This window comes from Polaribacter pacificus (assembly GCF_038024035.1).
GTDB lineage: Bacteria > Bacteroidota > Bacteroidia > Flavobacteriales > Flavobacteriaceae > Polaribacter > Polaribacter pacificus.
Window position 1 is genome coordinate 238,029 of the sequence record NZ_CP150664.1, and the last position, 18,583, is coordinate 256,611.

Consider the following 18,583-nt stretch of genomic DNA (forward strand, 5'->3'; position numbering starts at 1 on the left):
TATAGTTGTTAGTTTTGTTTTGTTGTTTTGGTGGTACCGTAAAAATAAAGAGAATGATTGTGAATATCAATATTAAAAACCTCTTCAATCGTTTTTTTAATTACCTGTATTCTTGGGTCGCAAAATTCTTTTACTTCACCAGTATCTGTTAAGATAACATGATCGTGTTGCTTGTCAAAATAGCTCTTTTCATAATGGGCCATACTTTGTCCTCCAAACTGATGCTTGCGAACCAAGCCACATTCTAGTAACAACTCTATGGTATTGTACAATGTAGCTCTACTAACTCTGTAATTTTTGTTTTTCATGTTGATATACAAAGATTCGATATCAAAATGCTCTTTCAAATCATAAATTTCTTGAAGGATGGCATATCTTTCAGGAGTTTTTCTATGTTTTTTAGATTCCAAAAATGCAGTAAAGACATTTTTTACAATATCTTGATTTTCTTGAGTACCCATTTTTTTGAATTTTACGAAACGACAAATTTAAGCTTATTTATCAAAATAGTACAGCTTTTTGTCAATTGATATTTACATTGTATTAACACGTTCAATCTTTTGAACCCCATCTACTTTTTTTATACTGGTAATCAGCTTTGTTAACTGCGATTTGTTTTTGACACTAATAGAAAGTTTTCCATCAAAAACCCCTTGGTTTCCAGAAATATTGATGTTGTTAATATAGACATCCATATTGCTCGAAATTATTTTTGTTAGGTTGTTTACAATCCCTTTCTTATCAATTCCACTAATGTGTAAAATGGCAGTAAACTCTTCTTTAGAAGAATCGATCCAAGTGGCTGGCATTACCCGATAAGCATAATTGGATTGCATAGAAATGGCATTTGGGCAATCTTTTTTATGCACCTTAATCCCATCATTAATGGTTACAAAACCAAAAACATCATCTCCAGGAATTGGATTACAACATTTGGCAAGTTTATAGTCTAATTGCTCATCATCCTGTCCAAATACCAATGCATCATATTTACTGGTAACTTCTTCCTTGTCAGTTGCGTTCTTATTTGGGCTTCTTTTTAATTTGTTTTTAAAAAAGCTGATAAAAGCATTGTTTTTTTGACTGACAAAAGCTTTTAGTTGCGTGTTGTCTATGGCGCCGTTTCCAATTCTATAGAACAAATCAAAACTTGTTCTCAACTGAAAATAACTAACCATTTCATTGACAACCTTGTCATTGATACTAATTTTTAAATGTCTGAGTTTTCTGGTTAAGATGGCTTTTCCTTCTTCTGCAATTCTCTTTTCCTCATCTTTTAAAGCCGCCTTAATTTTTGTTCTAGCTCTAGCCGTAATTACAAAATCAAGCCAACGAACATTGGGTTTATTTGCTGCAGTCGTTTGCACTTCAACCTGATCACCACTTTTAAGTTCATGACTTAAGGGCACTAGTTTACCGTTTACTTTAGCACCTCTACATTTTAAACCAACATCGGTATGAATAGAAAAGGCAAAATCAAGGGCAGAAGCTCCTTTTGGCAAAGATTTTAGATCTCCTTTTGGTGTAAATACAAAGATTTCTTTTGAATACAAATTGAGTTTGAAATCCTCAACAAAATCGACGGCATCTATGCTGTGATTCTCTAAGGTCTCTTTAAGTTTGTTTAACCAGCCTTCTAAACCGTTTTCTCGAACTTCGCCTTGCTTGTATTTAAAATGGGCAGCATAGCCTTTTTCTGCGATCTCATCCATTCTTTCAGAGCGGATTTGTACCTCTACCCATTGGCTTTCTGGGCCAATCACGGTAATGTGCAAAGCTTCATAGCCAGTAGATTTAGGCTGTGAGATCCAATCTCTTAAACGAGAAGGGTTGGGCTTAAAGTGATCCGTAACAATTGAATAGATTTTCCAAGCGTCGAACTTTTCATCTTTAGAAGTCGGTTTGTAAATAATTCGAATGGCAAACTTGTCATAGACTTCATCATAAGAAACATTTTGCTTGCGCATCTTTCTACGGATAGAAAAAATAGATTTTGAACGCCCTTTAATTACATATTGAAAATCTTCTTTTTTAAGTGCTTCATGCAATTTATTAGAAAAGGACTCAATGTATTTTTGTTGGTCTTCTTTGCTCGCTTTTATTTTGCTTAATATATCAGAATAGACCTCAGGTTCGGTATATTTTAAACCCAAATCTTCTAACTCAGTTTTGATATTATAAAGCCCTAAACGATGGGCTAGCGGAGCATAAATGTATAGGGTTTCTGAAGCGATTTTTACCTGCTTATGAGCTGGCATGGCATCCATAGTTTGCATATTGTGCAAACGATCTGCAATTTTTATTAAGATTACACGGACATCATCATTTAAAGTAAGCAGCATTTTTCTAAAGTTTTCTGCTTGTATAGAAAAGTCTTTGTCCTTTTTTAAATGCGAAATTTTAGTAAGACCACTTACAATCCGAGCAACATTTTCTCCAAAAAGACGCTCCATGTCTTCTACGGTATAATCCGTGTCTTCTACCACATCGTGTAGTAAGGCTGCAGCAATAGAAGTGGCACCTAAGCCAATTTCATAGGCAACAATTTTAGCAACCGCAATCGGATGATAAATATAAGGCTCTCCTGTTTTTCGACGTTGCTCAGAATGGGCTTCAACAGCCAAATCAAAAGCAGAGCGTATTAACTTTTTACCCTCCTTAGACAAGGTCTGGTAGGTCCCTTTTAACAAATCTTTATAGCGACTGGCTATTTCTTTGTTTTCTTCTTCTATGCTAACTGTATACGCCATAACTTAAAAATAGGATAAAGTATCTTAATAAGCAAGTCTTTTTGTTCTTTAATTAACTGCTAATTTTTAAGATTTTGATAGCGTTGTAAAAGTGTTGGGTGTGAATAATTTACAAAAACATAGGCTGGGTGAGGGGTTAAATTACTCAAGCTATTTTTTGATAATTTTTTCAGAGATCCAATTAAAGAATCGCTATTAAAAGTCTCTTTGGCATACGTATCAGCCTGGTATTCAAATTTTCTAGAGATAAGATTCATGCCCAAACCAGTTAGTTCTGATAGTGGTGAATAGCAAATACCAAAAACAAGAAGTCCAATATGAAAACTAGGGATATTAATTCCTAGGGCTTCAGAAAAGATCGGAAGACTAATAAATAAAGACAGCAACCAGAGCGTAAACCCTGTTAATAAGATAGATAAAAATAAGTTAACAAGTATGTGCTTGCGCTTGTAGTGGCCAACCTCATGAGCAAGTACAGCAACAATTTCTTCTGTTTCTAAATCATTGATTAAGGTATCGTATAAGGTGATTCTTTTTTCCTTTCCAAATCCAGAGAAATAGGCATTGGCTTTGGTAGAACGCTTAGAACCATCAATAACAAAAATATTGTTGATTTTAAATCCTACTTTTTGAGCATATTTTTCAATAGCAGTCTTTAAAGCGCCATCTTCTAAGGGAGTTTGTTTGTTAAACAAAGGGACAATTAATTTAGCGTAAAACATGTTCATGAAAACAGAAAAGAGGCTAATTAACCCCCATGCATACAGCCAAAAAGAAGTTCCTGCAAACTGATAAAACCAAACGATTAATGCCAAAATGCCGCCACCGAAAACTATCGTCATCAATACTCCTTTGACCTTATCAATAATGAATGTTTTAATCGTTGTTTTGTTAAAGCCAAATTTTTCTTCAATAACAAAGGTTTTATAATAAGAAAATGGCGTACTCAATAAGTCTGAACCTATAAGGATTACCCCAAAGAAAATGAGTGAAATGCCAATGGGATTATTAGAAAAACTCCTTGCAAGATCATCGACAAATTTAAATCCATCAGCAAAGAAAAATCCCAAGGTTACAAGCAAAGAAATAGAACTAGTTAGCGTAGAAAACTGAGCATTTGTCTTTTTATAGGCCTGAGATTTTTTGTATTCTTTTTCATCGTACACATCTTGTAATACATCAGGAATTGGATCATTAAAATGTTTTGAGTTTAATGCATCTAAAACTTGATCAACAATATAGTTGATGAGTAAAATGGCGATTAAGATGTAGAATAAAACAGTAGAAGTCATGGTAAATGTGTGTAAGATATAAAGCAACTCTATAAATTAATGAATAAATAAGACTATTTAAAACCACGTTGCCTTTTGGCTTCAAAAATAACAATGGCAGCTGCTACGGAAACATTCATAGAATCAATAGCTCCTTGCATAGGGATGTTAATATTTTGTGTTGCTGCCTTTCTAAACGCTTCTGACAAGCCCGTAGCTTCTGTTCCTACTGCAATTGCAGTTGGAGCTGTGTAGTCTTCAGTATCATAACGATTAGAGTTCTGTAAAGTAGTGGCATAAAGATGAATGTTGTGCTCCTTTAAAAAGGCAACAATTTCTTCTGTAGTCCCTATACCAATTTGGTTGGTAAAAAGACAACCCACACTAGAGCGAATTATATTTGGATTGTAAAGATCTGTCTTAGGGTTTGCGATGAAGACTGCATCAACGTTTGCAGCATCAGCAGTTCTTAAAAGTGCGCCAATATTTCCAGGTTTTTCTGGAGCCTCCGCAACTAAAACTAGGGGAGTGCTGGTTTTAAATTGGATATCAGCCAATGCAAATGTTTTAGTTTTGGCAATAGCGATGATTCCTTCTGTGGTTTCTCGGTAGGCAATTTTTTGATAAATATCTTTTGAAATCTCTATCAATTCAGTTTGCTCAGTTCGATGTTTGGAAGCTTCTAGTTCTGTTAGTTGATCTGGATAGAACAAAAGTGTTTCAAACTCATAGCCCGCTAGCTTAGCCATTTCAATTTCGCGAATGCCCTCTATAATAAAGCGCCCAGATTTTTTTCGTTCTCTAGATTTCTCTTGAAGCTTTAGCAACGATTTAATCACAGGGTTTTGGATGCTTAAGATTTGTTTTGACATGGCGATAGTTAAAGAGCAAAAATAAGAAAACTAAAGATAGTTTCTATAAAAAAGAAAAGCCCTGAATTTCTTCAGAGCTTTTACAAGTATTGCTTTTGCAATTATTGATTTTTGTATTTATTGGCATATCGTTTCCACAAGGTGGTTTGATGTGATTCTAAACTCAAGGTTCTCCCTTGGATAAATGCATGAGAAAGAACATTTGTTCTCATGTCTAAGGCATCTCCTTCAGAAATAAATAGGGTAGCGTCTTTTCCAACAGCTAAAGTTCCTACTCGATCTTCTACACCTAAAATTTTAGCTGGGTTTGAGGTAATCAGCTTTAAAGCTTCTTCTTTTCCTAAACCATAGGCAGCATAAGTTCCTGCGTAAAAAGGCAAGTTTCTGGCACTCATACGCTCCATGTCTCCATCCATTCCAATAGCAACAGTTACTCCTTTTTCTACCAATAATTTTGCTAATTTATAAGAAAAATCATAATCAGAATCATCTCCTCCAGGAATTCTATGTGCTCTTTGTACAATTACTGGTACATTGTTTTTAACCAAAACGTCTGCAACTTTATAGGCCTCGTCTCCGTTTACAATAACCAATTTAATTCCGTAGTCTTTAGCAAAATTAACAGCATCTATAATCTCTTTTTGACCATCGACATGCACATATAATTTTGTTGTCCCATTTAACAAGCCTTCCATCGCCTCGTAAACAAGGTTCTTTGGGTTTCTTGGTCCAGCCAAATACGTTTTTGCATTTTCAATTTTTTCTTTAAAAAGAGCTATGCTTTTTGTGTAATTAGGATTTGCTTTTGCACCGTTGTCTTCTCCTAACCACCATCTTCCAAAAGTAAGACTGTTTGGCCAAGAAGCATGAATTCCTTCATCAGCTTTAATAATGGCATCCTCCCAGTTCCAAGCATCAAATTGTACAAGCGAAGAAGTTCCAGAAACCATACCACCTCTTGGTGTTATTTGTCCCATTAAAACTCCGTTTGGACGCATACTCTCTACTACTTTAGATTCTGCATTATAAGCAACAATACTTCTAATATGTGGCAAAAATGCACCAATTTCACGTTCGTCTATTGAGGCTTTTACCGCATCGATTTCACCCAATCCAAGAGTGGTATTAGAAACAATAAAACCAGGATAAACGTGTTTTCCTTTGGCATTGATTACTTTACCCATACGAGCAATTCGCATGTTGGCACTTCCAACAAAACTTATCTTACCATCAGAAACCATGATTAATGAATTTTCTATCACAGTACCATCACCCAAGTGGGCAGTTGCACCTTCTATAGAAAAAGGAGCTGTTTGTTTTGATCCAGGCGTTTGCTGTGCAAAGCCTATTCCTATCATACATATAAATAGGATGCTATATATCAGTTGTTTTTTCATCATTTTTCTAGTTTAATAATTCTTCGGTATCACAATGAAGCTCTCTTTGTATTCTCTTTACAGGAGGCTGTACTTTTCCACCATTAATTTTTTCATTCAGCATCATATTCATCAACAGGCTACGCTCTTTTTTGATAGCAGCTCTTTTAAGTAGGTCTTGTTCCATATCAAAATAAACAGTTCCTTCTATAATGGTTTTTTCTGCTTTTGCATAAATAGATAACGGATGGTCTGACCACAAAACAACATCTGCGTCTTTACCAACTTTTATACTTCCAACTCTATCATCTAAATGTAAGAGTTTAGCAGGGTTGATGGTTACCATATTCCATGCATCAACTTCTGATACACCACCGTATTTTGTGATTTTTGCAGCTTCTTGATTCAATCGTCTAGACATTTCTCTATCATCAGAGTTGATAGCAACTGTAATCCCTTGACTTGCCATAATTGCAGCATTGTAAGGAATCGCATCATTTACTTCATATTTGTATGCCCACCAATCTGCAAAGGTTGATCCTCCTGCGCCATGTGCTTTCATTTTATCAGCAACTTTGTATCCTTCTAAGATATGTGTCAATGTATTGATGTTAAAATTAAAACGATCAGCAACTTTCATCAACATATTGATTTCACTTTGTACATATGAGTGTGCAGTTACAAAACGTTCTTTGTTAATGATTTCTGCTAGCGTTTCAAGCTCTAAATCTTTTCTGTATGGTTTTCCACTTTTCTTAAGTGCATCGTATTCTTTAGCACGTTGAAAATAATCAGTAAATACTTGTTCTACTCCCATTCTTGTTTGAGGAAAACGAACTCCATTTTGACTACGTGATTGCTTTACATTTTCACCCAAAGCAAACTTGATAAATTTAGGAGCATTGGTATAGATCATTTTATCTGCTTCTTCACCCCATTTTAATTTGATGATGGCAGAACGCCCTCCAATTGGATTGGCAGATCCGTGAAGTAATTGAGCAGAAGTTACACCACCTGCTAAATTTCTGTAAATATTCATGTCAGCTGGATTGATTGCATCTTCCATGGTTACTTCTGCGGTAGAATTGTGTCCAGACTCGTTTGATGATGATAAAGCGATATGTGTATGCTCATCAATGATTCCAGCAGTTAAATGCTTGTTGGTACCGTCTATTACTTTAGCACCTCTTGCGCTTAAGTTTTTACCAATCTGAGAAATCTTCCCATTTTTAATCAATACATCTGTATTTTTTAAAACACCGTCTTTTTCACTAGTCCATACGGTCGTGTTTTTAATCAACAAGGTTTCTTGTTTTGGTTTTGTCTCAAAACCATAAGCCACATTCGGATAAGTAACCTTAGCTACATAAGGGCTAACAGTTTTTCCTTTTTTAGAGCTTTTCGCTGATTCTTTTTTTCCAGTAGCTTTAAAAGCTGTCCATTGCATTTCTGTACCTTTTTCATCAACAACTACACCTTTAAAAGTAGTGCCATCTCCAGCTAAAGTACCTACAAAACGAGTAAATTTGGTTGGGTCTTCTTGGTTGTTTAAGGTTAACTGCATCCAGTCATCTCCATAAGAAAATCTATTTTTTAATTTGGTTTTCCCTTGAGTTACTGTTGCTGATTTTCCTTTGATACTAAGATTAAGCTTTTGGTTTGCATAGGTTAAAGTATAATCTCCAGAAACATCCTTAATATTCATGTCTTTAATGACATTTTTGGCACCTTGTACCCAGTTTTCATAAAGTACAGTACTAGAGTCAAAAATTGCTCCAGAAGTAATTAAGAAGTTTGCATAGCTTCCTGCTTTTAGGGTTCCGATCTCATCAGATTTTCCTAAAATTTTAGCAGGTACAGTGGTTAAGGCTTCTAAGGCTTTGGTTTCGTCCAATCCGTAAGTAATTGCTTTTTGGATATTCTTTTGAAAACCACTCAACGATTTTAATTGATGTGTTGTAATGGTAAAAGGCACCTTGTTTTTAGCCAATACAGCTAAATTAGAAGGCTCTTGAGTCCATTTTCTCATATCACTTAAATCTAATTGATTTGCCATGTATGGGTTAGAAACATCGTATGCATTTCTAAAGTTGATAGGAACAATATAGGTTGCATTTGAGTTTTTAATTGAATTGATGTTTTCATATTCTAAACCGCTTCCTACAATAGTGTATTGAACACCATTTTCATCTCCAATTTTATCAACACGTAAAGAGTTTAAATTGTTTCCTCCTGCGTCAAAGATTTGAACTAAGTTTTTGTTTCTGTTAAATGCCTCTAAAGAAAGATCTTTGTTTTTTGCTTTACCTGTTGCATACCATTCAGCATCAAAATATACTTGTCTAAGTAAGGCAGTAGACCCCATAATAGAGTTTGGATAAATTTGTCTAGATGTGCTGCTTTTTCTTAGAGAAAGATATTGGGCAGATCTGGTGTCTAATATTCTATATGCATCTGTAGAATTTGGGTTTAAAGCGACCAAGATTCCTGATCCACGAACAATTCCATCTTGTAAATGAGTGTTGACTACACCAAAACCTGCTTTGATCATTTCTGAAGCTTTTCTGCTGTCAAAAGCAAAACTCTCCAAAGAATTGGTTTCTGGTCTAATATGGTCATTCCAGTAATAACCGGTTCTACCTGCTTCATATTGAGCTCCAGATCTAGTTGCAGTTCTGTTGGCTTGTGGAGCTTTCATTCCAAAGTTAGAATACAATTCTACAAAAGAAGGATAAATTGATTTTCCATCAAGATCCATCGTTGGAGTTCCTTTAGGAATCTTTACGTTGCGACCTACAGAGACAACTTTACCATCTTTAATAAGTAAAGTTCCTTTTTTTACAATTTCTGTCGGACTCACATAAATAGTAGCATTGGTAAACGCCATTGCCGTATTTTCTGTTGTCTTTACTCCCGAGTTTGTTGGGAAATATTCTTGAGCTTGTAGCAGGCTAGTGCACAAAATCAACAATAAAAGCAGTGTTTTTTTCATGAGAAATAAGTTAGTTAATTAATTTTAGTAAATGTATTGATATGGTTTGTGGATTTTGAGTTTGAGCCCCAATTTAACAAAATTTTAAGAATCTTTTGGAGCTTCAATAGCGTAATAGCCAATGAGTAAATCAACTACATAATCATAAGAGTCGATTCCGTTTGCTTGTTTGTTGGCTTTTAAATAAGAGTTGTACCCTTTTTTAATATAAGGTTCAATGGGGTTTTGATAGGCCTGCCAGAATTTTGAGGTTTCTTGGTAATCCTTAACGATTCCTAAATGTACCTTTTCCCAAACGATACTTGCCAAAGCAGCATTTCTTTTTCTCAATTCAGCAAATGCATAGCTAAAGGCCATCCGGTAGCCAGAATACTGAAAAAACAAGTCAGGGTTAGAGGTGGCTGCTAAAAAGCCAACAAAATTAGCTTCATTTTCTGCAGCCCAACCTATTTGATGTGCCATCTCATGGCAGGTAGTTGCAGGAATACTAGTTTTTGGAATTCTATTATTAATTTGGGCTTCACCAGTGATAGGGTTTAAATAGCCCAAAGTACTATTGTAGGTTTGTGCCAAACTCATTAAAGAGCTTTTAACGGAAGGTGTACTATAGGCAAATTGAGGATAGGTTTTTGCTAAAAAATCATAACCAACGGTTGCTTGATGGTATAAGTCTTGAGTTGTATAGGCATTGTTTACTAGCAAGCTATCATTGCTTGTTAGCTTTGAGTGTGTTTCATTTAATAATAAGACTAGTTTTTCATTGAGGTCTAGTAATTGACGTGTAGTGTATTGAGCATTCTTAATGTTTAGATTCTTAGCAAGGGGTTCTCTAAAATAATTAAATCCCCAAAAGAGATAAAAGCATCCGTAGAGCACAGAAAATAATGCGGTAATTTGTAGCGTTTTTATGAGTGTTTTTTTAAATTTACTTCCAATAATTTGCAGTAATTTATAAAACAAAAACAAGATAAGCCCAAAAATCAATACATCGCCCATAGAAAAGGGCATCCAACCAAATAACACTCTTAAAAAACGACTGATGTGTGGGTACATACCATTCGAATATACCTGCTCAATATGTTGAGGGTATTTTGAAAACCACTGCACCAAAACAATCTGAACAGGGAGGAGCAGGGTTAGTATTAAAAGTGTTTTTTTGCGTTTCATGGTTCCAAAAATAATCAATATATTGAATCTTGAGTGTTTATCAACAGGTTAATAACAATTAACCTTTCATTTTTGTGCATAAAGAAATTAAAAAACTGTACAGTAAGTATCAACCTAAAAAACTACATTTGCTTTCATGGAAGAAACAAAATTTATACCTGGAAAACGGATAGATAAAGCCCGAATTATTGGCTTGGAAAAAGGAAAATTACCTCCACAGGCGATTGATTTTGAAGTAGCAGTATTAGGGGCGATGATGATTGATAAGAAGGGGATTGATGATGTAATTGACATTCTTCATCCTGATGCTTTTTACGATAAAAGACATCAAGAAATCTATGCTGCCATTTATACCTTGTTTCAGAATTCTGAGCCTACAGATTTGCTAACAGTTTCTGCTCAATTGCGGAAAGATGGAAAGCTAGACTTAGTCGGAGGAGATTTTTACCTGATCAACCTAACGCAAAAAGTAGCCTCATCTGCACATATAGAATACCACGCCAGAATTATTTTACAGAAATACATTCAACGAAAATTAATTTCCATTTCAAGTGATATCATAGAAAGCGCTTATGATGAAACCATGGATGTGTTTGATCTACTAGATGAAGCCGAAGCAAAACTCTTTGAAGTAACTCAAGGAAATCTAAAAAAGGGATCTGAAGACGCAGGAGATCTTGTAAAGCAGGCCCTAAGAAAGATTCAAGATATTTCTAATCAAGAAGGGATGAGTGGTCTGGCTACCGGATTCTCTAAACTAGATGCGCTAACCTCTGGTTGGCAACCTTCTGATTTAATTATTATTGCTGCTCGTCCGGGTATGGGTAAGACCGCCTTTGTTATTTCTATGGCAAAAAATATGGCCATAGATTTTGGACATGCAGTTGCCTTATTCTCACTAGAGATGTCATCTGTACAGTTAATTACACGTATGATTTCTTCAGAAACTGGATTGACTTCAGAAAAACTGCGTAAAGGAAATTTAGAAGCACATGAGTGGGAGCAGCTTAATGTAAAAGTTAAGAAACTATCAGATGCACCTATTTATATAGATGATACACCCTCACTGTCTATTTTTGATCTAAGAGCAAAAGCCCGACGTTTGGTTTCGCAACACGGTGTTCGAATTATCGTGATTGATTATTTACAGTTGATGACAGCTGGAGGTTCTGGTAAAGGTGGAGGAAATCGTGAGCAAGAAATTTCTACAATTTCTAGAAACTTAAAAGCCTTGGCCAAAGAATTAGAAGTACCTGTTATTGCCTTATCACAATTGTCTCGTGCGGTAGAAACCCGTGGAGGAAGCAAACGACCTTTGTTATCTGATTTACGTGAGTCTGGAGCTATTGAGCAGGATGCAGATATCGTATCATTTATTTTCCGTCCAGAGTATTATGGTGTTACAGAATGGGATGATGATGAGCATACCTCTTGTGAAGGACAAGGAGAGTTTATCGTAGCCAAACACCGTAATGGTGGTTTGGAGAATATTCGCCTTAAATTTACTGGACATTTGGCTAAATTCTCAGATTTAGAAGAAGGCTTTAGCAGTGAGTTTCAATCAAAAATGAATGTAACTCCTGATCAGTTTAGCAGCCCTCAAGATGCCTTTGGCTCTGAAGAAGATGATGATATGATGCCTTTTTAACCAGCAAATAAGCACCTAGTTTTTAAAATAAATTTATTGAAAAGATATATTTCCATACTCTCATTTTTATTGCTAACCAATTCTATTTGGGCATCCTTTATTTACATTCCGATGAGTGCAGAGAATCAGAAAAATCATCTTAAGGCTTATGGGATCGTATTTTATTCGTTAGAAAAAGGAATCAAAGCAAAATGGCTACTCAATTATGATGGTGGTGCGTTCTTAATTGAGCACAGTGCTTCCATAGAAAAAGAAAGTCAAATTAGAGGAGTTTCTTATCAGATAATCTCAGATGCAAAAGCCCAATTAATACTCCAAGAAATCGCTTCGCCTTCTAAAAATCAAGAAGCTGTTACTCTAGAGAAGGCACCAAAAATTGCCGTTTACTCTCCCAAAGATAAAATGCCTTGGGATGATGCTGTAACAATGGTTTTAAAATATGCAGAGATCCCTTTTGATGTAATTTATGATGAAGAGGTACTTTCTGATCAATTGGTAAAATATGAATGGTTGCATTTGCACCACGAAGATTTTACTGGGCAGTACGGTCGTTTTTATGGGTCTTTTAGGACCACTCCCTGGTATATAGAAAGTAAATTAGCAGCAGAAGTCTTGGCTAAAAAGTTAGGCTATCAGAAAGTCTCTCAAGAAAAATTAGCAGTTTCTAAAAAGATTAGAGATTTTGTTTACGGAGGAGGTTTTATGTTTGCTATGTGTTCTGCAACAGATAGTTTTGATATTGCGCTTTCGGCCGAAGGTGTAGACATTGCAGAAGCCATGTTTGATGGAGATCCTTCAGAGCCAAATTATCAAGAGAAGTTAAACTTTAACAACACCTTTGCCTTTGAAAATTATACCTTGGTTAGAAATCCAGAAACCTATGAGTTTTCTTCTATAGATATGACCACCAAACGAAGAATTCCTAAAACATCTGATTATTTTACCTTGCAAGAATACTCAGCAAAATGGGATCAGGTACCTACCATGTTAACCCAAAATCACACACAATTGGTAAAGGGTTTTATGGGGCAAACCACAGCCTTTGATAGAAACACAATCAAAGCAACGGTATTGGTTATGGCAGAAAATAAAACCAATCGAGAGGCCAGATATATTCATGGAACCAAAGGGAAGGGGATGTTTACTTTTTACGGGGGACATGATCCAGAAGATTACCAACACCGCGTTGGAGACCCTAAAACGGAATTGGATTTGCATCCAAACTCACCAGGGTATCGTTTGATATTAAACAATGTGTTGTTTCCTGCAGCTAAAAAGAAAGAGCAAAAAACCTAGCCTAAAATTTTTCAAACTCTGTGATAAAAAACGAAGCTTTGATACCCGTATGCTTGTAAAAAGCTTTGGTAAAAGCTTCTGTACTTTTAAAACCAACTTCTTCTCCAATAGCCTTATGTGTGTATTTTCTAAAAACACGATCAGTTTTTAAACGCTCTACAGCATAATCGATTCGGAGTTTGTTAATATAATTACGAAAAGACTGTTTTTTATATTGATTGATCACCTTAGAAAGATAACTAGAATTTGTATGAAAGCTCTTTGCTAATGATGGCAAGGTTATTTTTTTTGACAGGTATTTATGATTTTTCTCAAACAGGTCCAAACACTGTAGCAGTTCTGTGACGACCTCTTCTGGAAGGTCGTTTCCATATTCAATAGCTTGCTCTTCGGCATTTGATTCTCCGGTCTTCTGACTATTGATAAGTGAGGTAAACCGCTTTTTATAAACCTTATTTCTACGGGCCTGGTAAGCAAAGTACAGTATAAAAACAAGGCTAATGACCCCTATGCCCATCAACCATTTTTTAGTTGTGGTCAAGCGATTTTCTAAACGATTCACCAAGGCTTTACGTTCTTCGAGCAGCTTAGGGATGTCGTAGTTGTTGGTTAAGTTTTTACGCATTTTTAGCGCATTTGAATTTAGTGCGCTATCCACACGAATGTATTTGTTGATGTACTCCAATTCTTTATGATCGTTTTTTTGCGCTCTGTAATGGGCAATTAAACCTTTATAGGCGGATCTTTGGCTTGAGTGATAAAACTTGTTTTTTTTATAAAGTGAATCAATTTTTAGCGCATAGACTATGGCTTTTTGATTGTTTCCAGTTTCCTCATAAGCTTGTTGAAGAAAGTTGTAACATGCTGATGCTAAATTGTAGTTTTGATCATTTAACAAGCCTGGTAAGGATTTTTTAAAATTCACGATAGCTTCAGTGTAGTTCTTTTTGAGGTATTCAATTTTTGCTTTATGATATATAGTGTAACTAACTAATGAAGTGTTATTCGATTTTAGAAGTAATTCACGTACCTTTTTATTATAGTAGCTTGCTGAATCATACTCATTTAGTTTAATAAAAGAAATGGTTATATTAATTAATAATGAATGATAATTATTGTCATTTTCAGTATTTTTGTTTTTATAGTTGTTGTATAATTCTTTAAATAGTTTTAAAGCAGCTTTATTGTCTTCATTTATTGATTTTAATAAAGCTAATCTTTGGATGGCAACAAACTTAACTTCTTCATTTTGATTTGTTATGCTACTGTTTTTTGCCTTGATATAATAACTCAATGCTAAATCGTATTTACCTCTGTTATAATAATAATCGCCTAACTCTAAATATGGCAAGGCAGGGTATTTTTTGTTGTTTGTTTTTTGATATTTGTTAATGATTTCGGTGAGGTAATTAATATAGTAACTGGGGTCTTTGGTGACATCGCTTAAAAAGTAATAACCATTTGCTATCTCCATTGTGTCTTGAGCTAAAGTTGCTTTTGTTAAATAAGCTTTTGCGTATATAATCGCTTTTAGAGAATCTGATTTAGAAGCATAGAACTTCTCTGACAATTGTCGGTAGCTATATGCTTTTAAACTGTCATTGACTTCTGTCTTGGTTTGAGCAGGCAAAAAATTGCTTGCGCTAAAAAGGAACATAATAAAAAGCGTCCTTGGGAGGAAGAGCTTTTTCATAGTAAAGGTATTTAGGGTTAATCAAAAATACTGATTTTGTAAGTATTCTTTTTGTTTTTAATAATATTCACAGGTTTTGAGGCTATTTAGTACCCTGTTTTTATAAAATCAGTACTGTAATTTTTAAGGCTACTATGTTGTTTTTTTGTATTTAACGTACTGGTAATTAGTTGTTTTTGTCTTTTGTGAAGTGTTAGGAATGATTTTTTTTAAAAAAAAGTACTAAAACAACTGTTCTTGCTTTTTTGTGGTTAAGATTGTTAATAAAATTGAAAAATGACTTTGTAAAATCCTTTTGAATGGATTACTTTTGTCTGCTACAAACACAACATTCATGTCTACAACTATAGAACGATTAGAGATTTTTACCCAACAAGTACGAAGAGATATTTTACGCATGGTACACGCTGTTAATTCAGGGCATCCAGGTGGGTCTTTAGGCTGTGCAGAATTTATTACTGCATTGTATCAAGAAATTATGGAATACTCTACTGAGTTTACCATGGATGGTAAAAATGAAGACTTGTTCTTTTTATCAAATGGTCATATTTCTCCAGTTTTTTATAGTGTTTTAGCACATACGGGCTTTTTCCCAGTAGAAGAGCTTGCTAGTTTTAGAAAATTAAACTCTCGTTTGCAAGGACATCCAACCACCCATGAAGGTCTAGAAGGAATTAGAATTGCATCTGGTTCTTTAGGACAAGGAATGAGTGTTGGAATCGGGGCTGCAGAAGCAAAAAAATTAAATAAGGATAGCCACTTGGTTTATACCTTACACGGTGATGGTGAATTGCAAGAAGGTCAAATTTGGGAATCTGCCATGTACGCATCAGCAAAAAAGATTGACAATTTAATCTCAACTGTAGATTTAAACGGTAAGCAAATTGATGGAGCAACTGATGATGTATTGCCAATGGGAAGCATTAGAGCTAAATTTGAGGCTTTTGGTTGGGATGTTTTAGATATTAAAGAAGGGAATTCTATGAAAGCGATACTAGAGGGTATGGCTGATGCAAAATCTAGAACCGGAAAAGGCAAGCCAGTTTGTGTTTTATTACACACAGAAATGGGGAACGGTGTAGACTTTATGATGCACACACATGCTTGGCATGGTAAAGCGCCTAACGATGAGCAATTAGAATCAGCGTTGGCTCAAAACCCAGAAACTTTAGGAGATTACTAATTCTGAATTTACTTTAGAAACTTTATAAATTTAATCCTGCACATCGTGTGGGATTTTTTTATGAATAATTTTCGCAACAATAAAAAAACATCTGTAAGTAAAAAAGTATCTTTACGTCAGAGAGATTAGAAGATAAATAAATTATGAGAATAGGTATCGTATGTTATCCAACCTTTGGTGGGAGTGGGGTTGTTGCAACAGAATTAGGAATGGCCTTGGCTGACAATGGTCATGAAGTACATTTTATCACCTACAACCAACCTGTTCGCCTGGATTTTATTTCTCATAATTTGCACTTTCATGAAGTGATCATGGAAGAATATCCACTGTTTCAGTACCAGCCCTATGAGCTGGCCTTGTCAACTAGGATGGTAGAGGTGGTAGAAAAGCATCAATTAGAGATCTTGCATGTGCATTACGCCATTCCACATGCTTATGCGGCTTATATGGCCAAGCAAATGCTTAAAGAAAAAGGCATAGATATTAAGGTGGTGACCACCTTGCACGGAACTGATATTACCTTAGTTGGAAGTCATCCAAGTTATAAGACAGCCGTAGCGTTTAGCATTAACCACTCAGATGTAGTTACCGCAGTTTCTAAAAGTTTAAAAGAAGACACCCTGCGCTTGTTTCATATTACCAATGAAATTAAAGTAGTTCACAACTTTATTGATATAGATAAGTACCTTAAAGAGAGCCATGGTGAATGTCAAAGAATCGCATTGGCTGAGCCTGAAGAACGCATTTTAACACATGTGAGTAATTTTAGACCCGTAAAAAGAACACAAGATGTGATTAAAATTTTTGAGCGGGTTCAAAAAACAGTCCCTTCAAAATTATTAATGGTCGGAGATGGACCTGAAAAAAGAAATGCAGAATTGTTGGCAAAGAAATTGGGTATTTATGACAAAGTTATTTTCTTAGGGAACAGCAATGAAGTTGCAAAAATACTCTGCTATACAGATGTCTTTATTTTACCTTCTGAAACAGAGAGTTTTGGATTGGCAGCTTTAGAGGCTATGGCAGCAGAAACCCCTGTAATATCAACAAATTCAGGAGGGCTTCCAGAGGTTAATGTTCATGGAGTTACCGGATTTTTAAGCCCTATAGGTGATATTGAAGACATGGCTAATAATACCTTAACCATCCTTAAAAATGATGAAACTCTAGAGCGTTTTAAAAGCAATGCAAAGAATCACGCTAAGAAATTCTCACTAAAGAATATCTTACCGATTTATGAAGAAATCTACGAATCGCTAAGAGTAAAAGTTTAAGACCTGTAATAATTTAGACTCGCAATGATTAAATCTTCAGGAACTTTACAGTCAATTTCGTATTTTTCTATATCATTTAAGAGTACAAAATTTACCTGACCTCCGTTGTTTTTTTTGTCGTGCTTTAACAGATCCATAATAGCGCTGTATTCACGGGTGTCAATAGGTATTTTTCCATAAATAGAAAGAATCATTTCTTTAAACTCTTGGAGCTCTGACTTAGGAAAATCAAACAAGACACTAGAGATGTAAGTCTCACAAACCATTCCTATTGCAATGGCTTCACCATGGGTTAAATTTTCTTTCTCCTGAGATTCTAAAAAATAAGACTCAACAGCATGGCCGATGGTATGTCCAAAATTTAAAATCTTTCGAAGGTGCTTTTCTTTAGGATCCTGTAAAACAACCTCATTTTTTATCTCAATAGATTTGTGAATTAATTTAGTAATATTGAGTTTGTTGTTCTTCTTTATTTGTTGGTATAAGTTTTGGTCATACGTAATGCCATACTTAATTATTTCTGCTGTTCCAGATCTAATTTCACGCGCTGTAACAGTCTCTAAATACTCGGGATCCACCAAAACCATTTGAGGATTGGCAAAAAGCCCTATTTGGTTTTTTAAAACACCCAAATCTACTCCTGTTTTACCGCCAACCGAAGCATCAACCATACTTAGCAATGTGGTAGGTACATTGATAAAATCAATACCTCTTTTGTAAGTAGCAGCCACAAAACCTCCAAGATCAGTAATCACACCACCACCCAAAGTAATTAGCACACTGTGACGATCTGCATTTAGCTCTGTTAAAGCACTCCAAACACCCATACATGTTTCTAAGTTTTTATGAATTTCTCCAGCTTCAATTTCTATGACTTCTATAGGCAGATCTGTATGTAAATTTGCCATAAATTTTGGATAGCAATATTCCATTGTGTTTTCATCAACCAATATAAAGAGAGATGAATAGGTATTTTGTGCTAATATGGTTTCAAGTGATTTGTATCCAAGTTCCTGAAAATGAATAGGGTAGCTACTGGCTTGTATTGATTTCATTGCGTG

The 18,583-nt window shown here is 35.1% G+C and carries 13 protein-coding genes; 4 read left to right on the forward strand and 9 right to left on the reverse strand.

From position 1 onward, the window contains the following. Positions 1–8 precede the first annotated feature (8 nt). From WHC90_RS01030 to WHC90_RS01060, 7 genes are all read right to left on the reverse strand, one after another. The gene (locus WHC90_RS01030) at positions 9–461 is read right to left on the reverse strand and encodes a Fur family transcriptional regulator (protein WP_188598859.1); all 453 of its coding nucleotides are present in this window, start codon (positions 459–461) and stop codon (positions 9–11) included. Positions 462–533: 72 nt separating this feature from the next. After that, a complete protein-coding gene (locus WHC90_RS01035) occupies positions 534–2,750 on the reverse strand; it encodes a RelA/SpoT family protein (protein WP_188598858.1) in 2,217 nt (738 codons plus the stop codon). A 59-nt stretch (positions 2,751–2,809) separates the two neighbouring features. Further along, positions 2,810–4,042, reverse strand: coding sequence for a M48 family metallopeptidase (locus WHC90_RS01040; protein WP_188598857.1), 1,233 nt, complete (start codon positions 4,040–4,042; stop codon positions 2,810–2,812). 53 nt (positions 4,043–4,095) lie between these two features. Next, positions 4,096–4,893, reverse strand: coding sequence for a TrmH family RNA methyltransferase (locus WHC90_RS01045; RefSeq protein WP_188598856.1), 798 nt, complete (start codon positions 4,891–4,893; stop codon positions 4,096–4,098). Between the two features lie 101 nt (positions 4,894–4,994). Next, on the reverse strand, positions 4,995–6,290 hold the full coding sequence (locus tag WHC90_RS01050; RefSeq protein ID WP_188599269.1) for an amidohydrolase family protein: 1,296 nt from the start codon (positions 6,288–6,290) through the stop codon (positions 4,995–4,997). Positions 6,291–6,297: 7 nt separating this feature from the next. Beyond that, positions 6,298–9,261, reverse strand: coding sequence for an amidohydrolase family protein (locus WHC90_RS01055; protein WP_188598855.1), 2,964 nt, complete (start codon positions 9,259–9,261; stop codon positions 6,298–6,300). An 84-nt stretch (positions 9,262–9,345) separates the two neighbouring features. Continuing rightward, positions 9,346–10,428, reverse strand: a complete 1,083-nt coding sequence (locus WHC90_RS01060; RefSeq protein WP_188598854.1) for a DUF3810 domain-containing protein — start codon at positions 10,426–10,428, stop codon at positions 9,346–9,348. Positions 10,429–10,564: 136 nt separating this feature from the next. On the opposite strand from WHC90_RS01060, the gene dnaB reads away from it, so the two are divergent. Then, on the forward strand, positions 10,565–12,076 hold the full coding sequence (gene dnaB, locus WHC90_RS01065) for a replicative DNA helicase (RefSeq protein ID WP_188598853.1): 1,512 nt from the start codon (positions 10,565–10,567) through the stop codon (positions 12,074–12,076). 111 nt (positions 12,077–12,187) lie between these two features. Then, on the forward strand, positions 12,188–13,372 hold the full coding sequence (locus WHC90_RS01070; RefSeq protein WP_373284671.1) for an asparagine synthetase B: 1,185 nt from the start codon (positions 12,188–12,190) through the stop codon (positions 13,370–13,372). Position 13,373: 1 nt separating this feature from the next. On the opposite strand, the gene WHC90_RS01075 is transcribed toward WHC90_RS01070, so the two are convergent. Next, positions 13,374–15,065: a helix-turn-helix domain-containing protein gene (locus WHC90_RS01075; RefSeq protein ID WP_188598851.1), complete on the reverse strand. Its 1,692-nt coding sequence runs from the start codon at positions 15,063–15,065 to the stop codon at positions 13,374–13,376. Between the two features lie 334 nt (positions 15,066–15,399). On the opposite strand from WHC90_RS01075, the gene WHC90_RS01080 reads away from it, so the two are divergent. Then, positions 15,400–16,248 (forward strand): transketolase, encoded by an 849-nt coding sequence (locus WHC90_RS01080; protein ID WP_188598850.1) that lies wholly within the window; start codon positions 15,400–15,402, stop codon positions 16,246–16,248. A 143-nt stretch (positions 16,249–16,391) separates the two neighbouring features. Beyond that, entirely contained in the window at positions 16,392–17,522 is a 1,131-nt protein-coding gene (gene bshA / locus WHC90_RS01085) for an N-acetyl-alpha-D-glucosaminyl L-malate synthase BshA (RefSeq protein ID WP_188598849.1), read from the forward strand. Here bshA and aroB read toward each other — a convergent pair. Continuing rightward, on the reverse strand, positions 17,519–18,577 hold the full coding sequence (gene aroB, locus WHC90_RS01090) for a 3-dehydroquinate synthase (protein WP_188598848.1): 1,059 nt from the start codon (positions 18,575–18,577) through the stop codon (positions 17,519–17,521). The two genes, bshA and aroB, sit on opposite strands and share 4 nt — an antisense overlap. Positions 18,578–18,583: the final 6 nt, after the last annotated feature.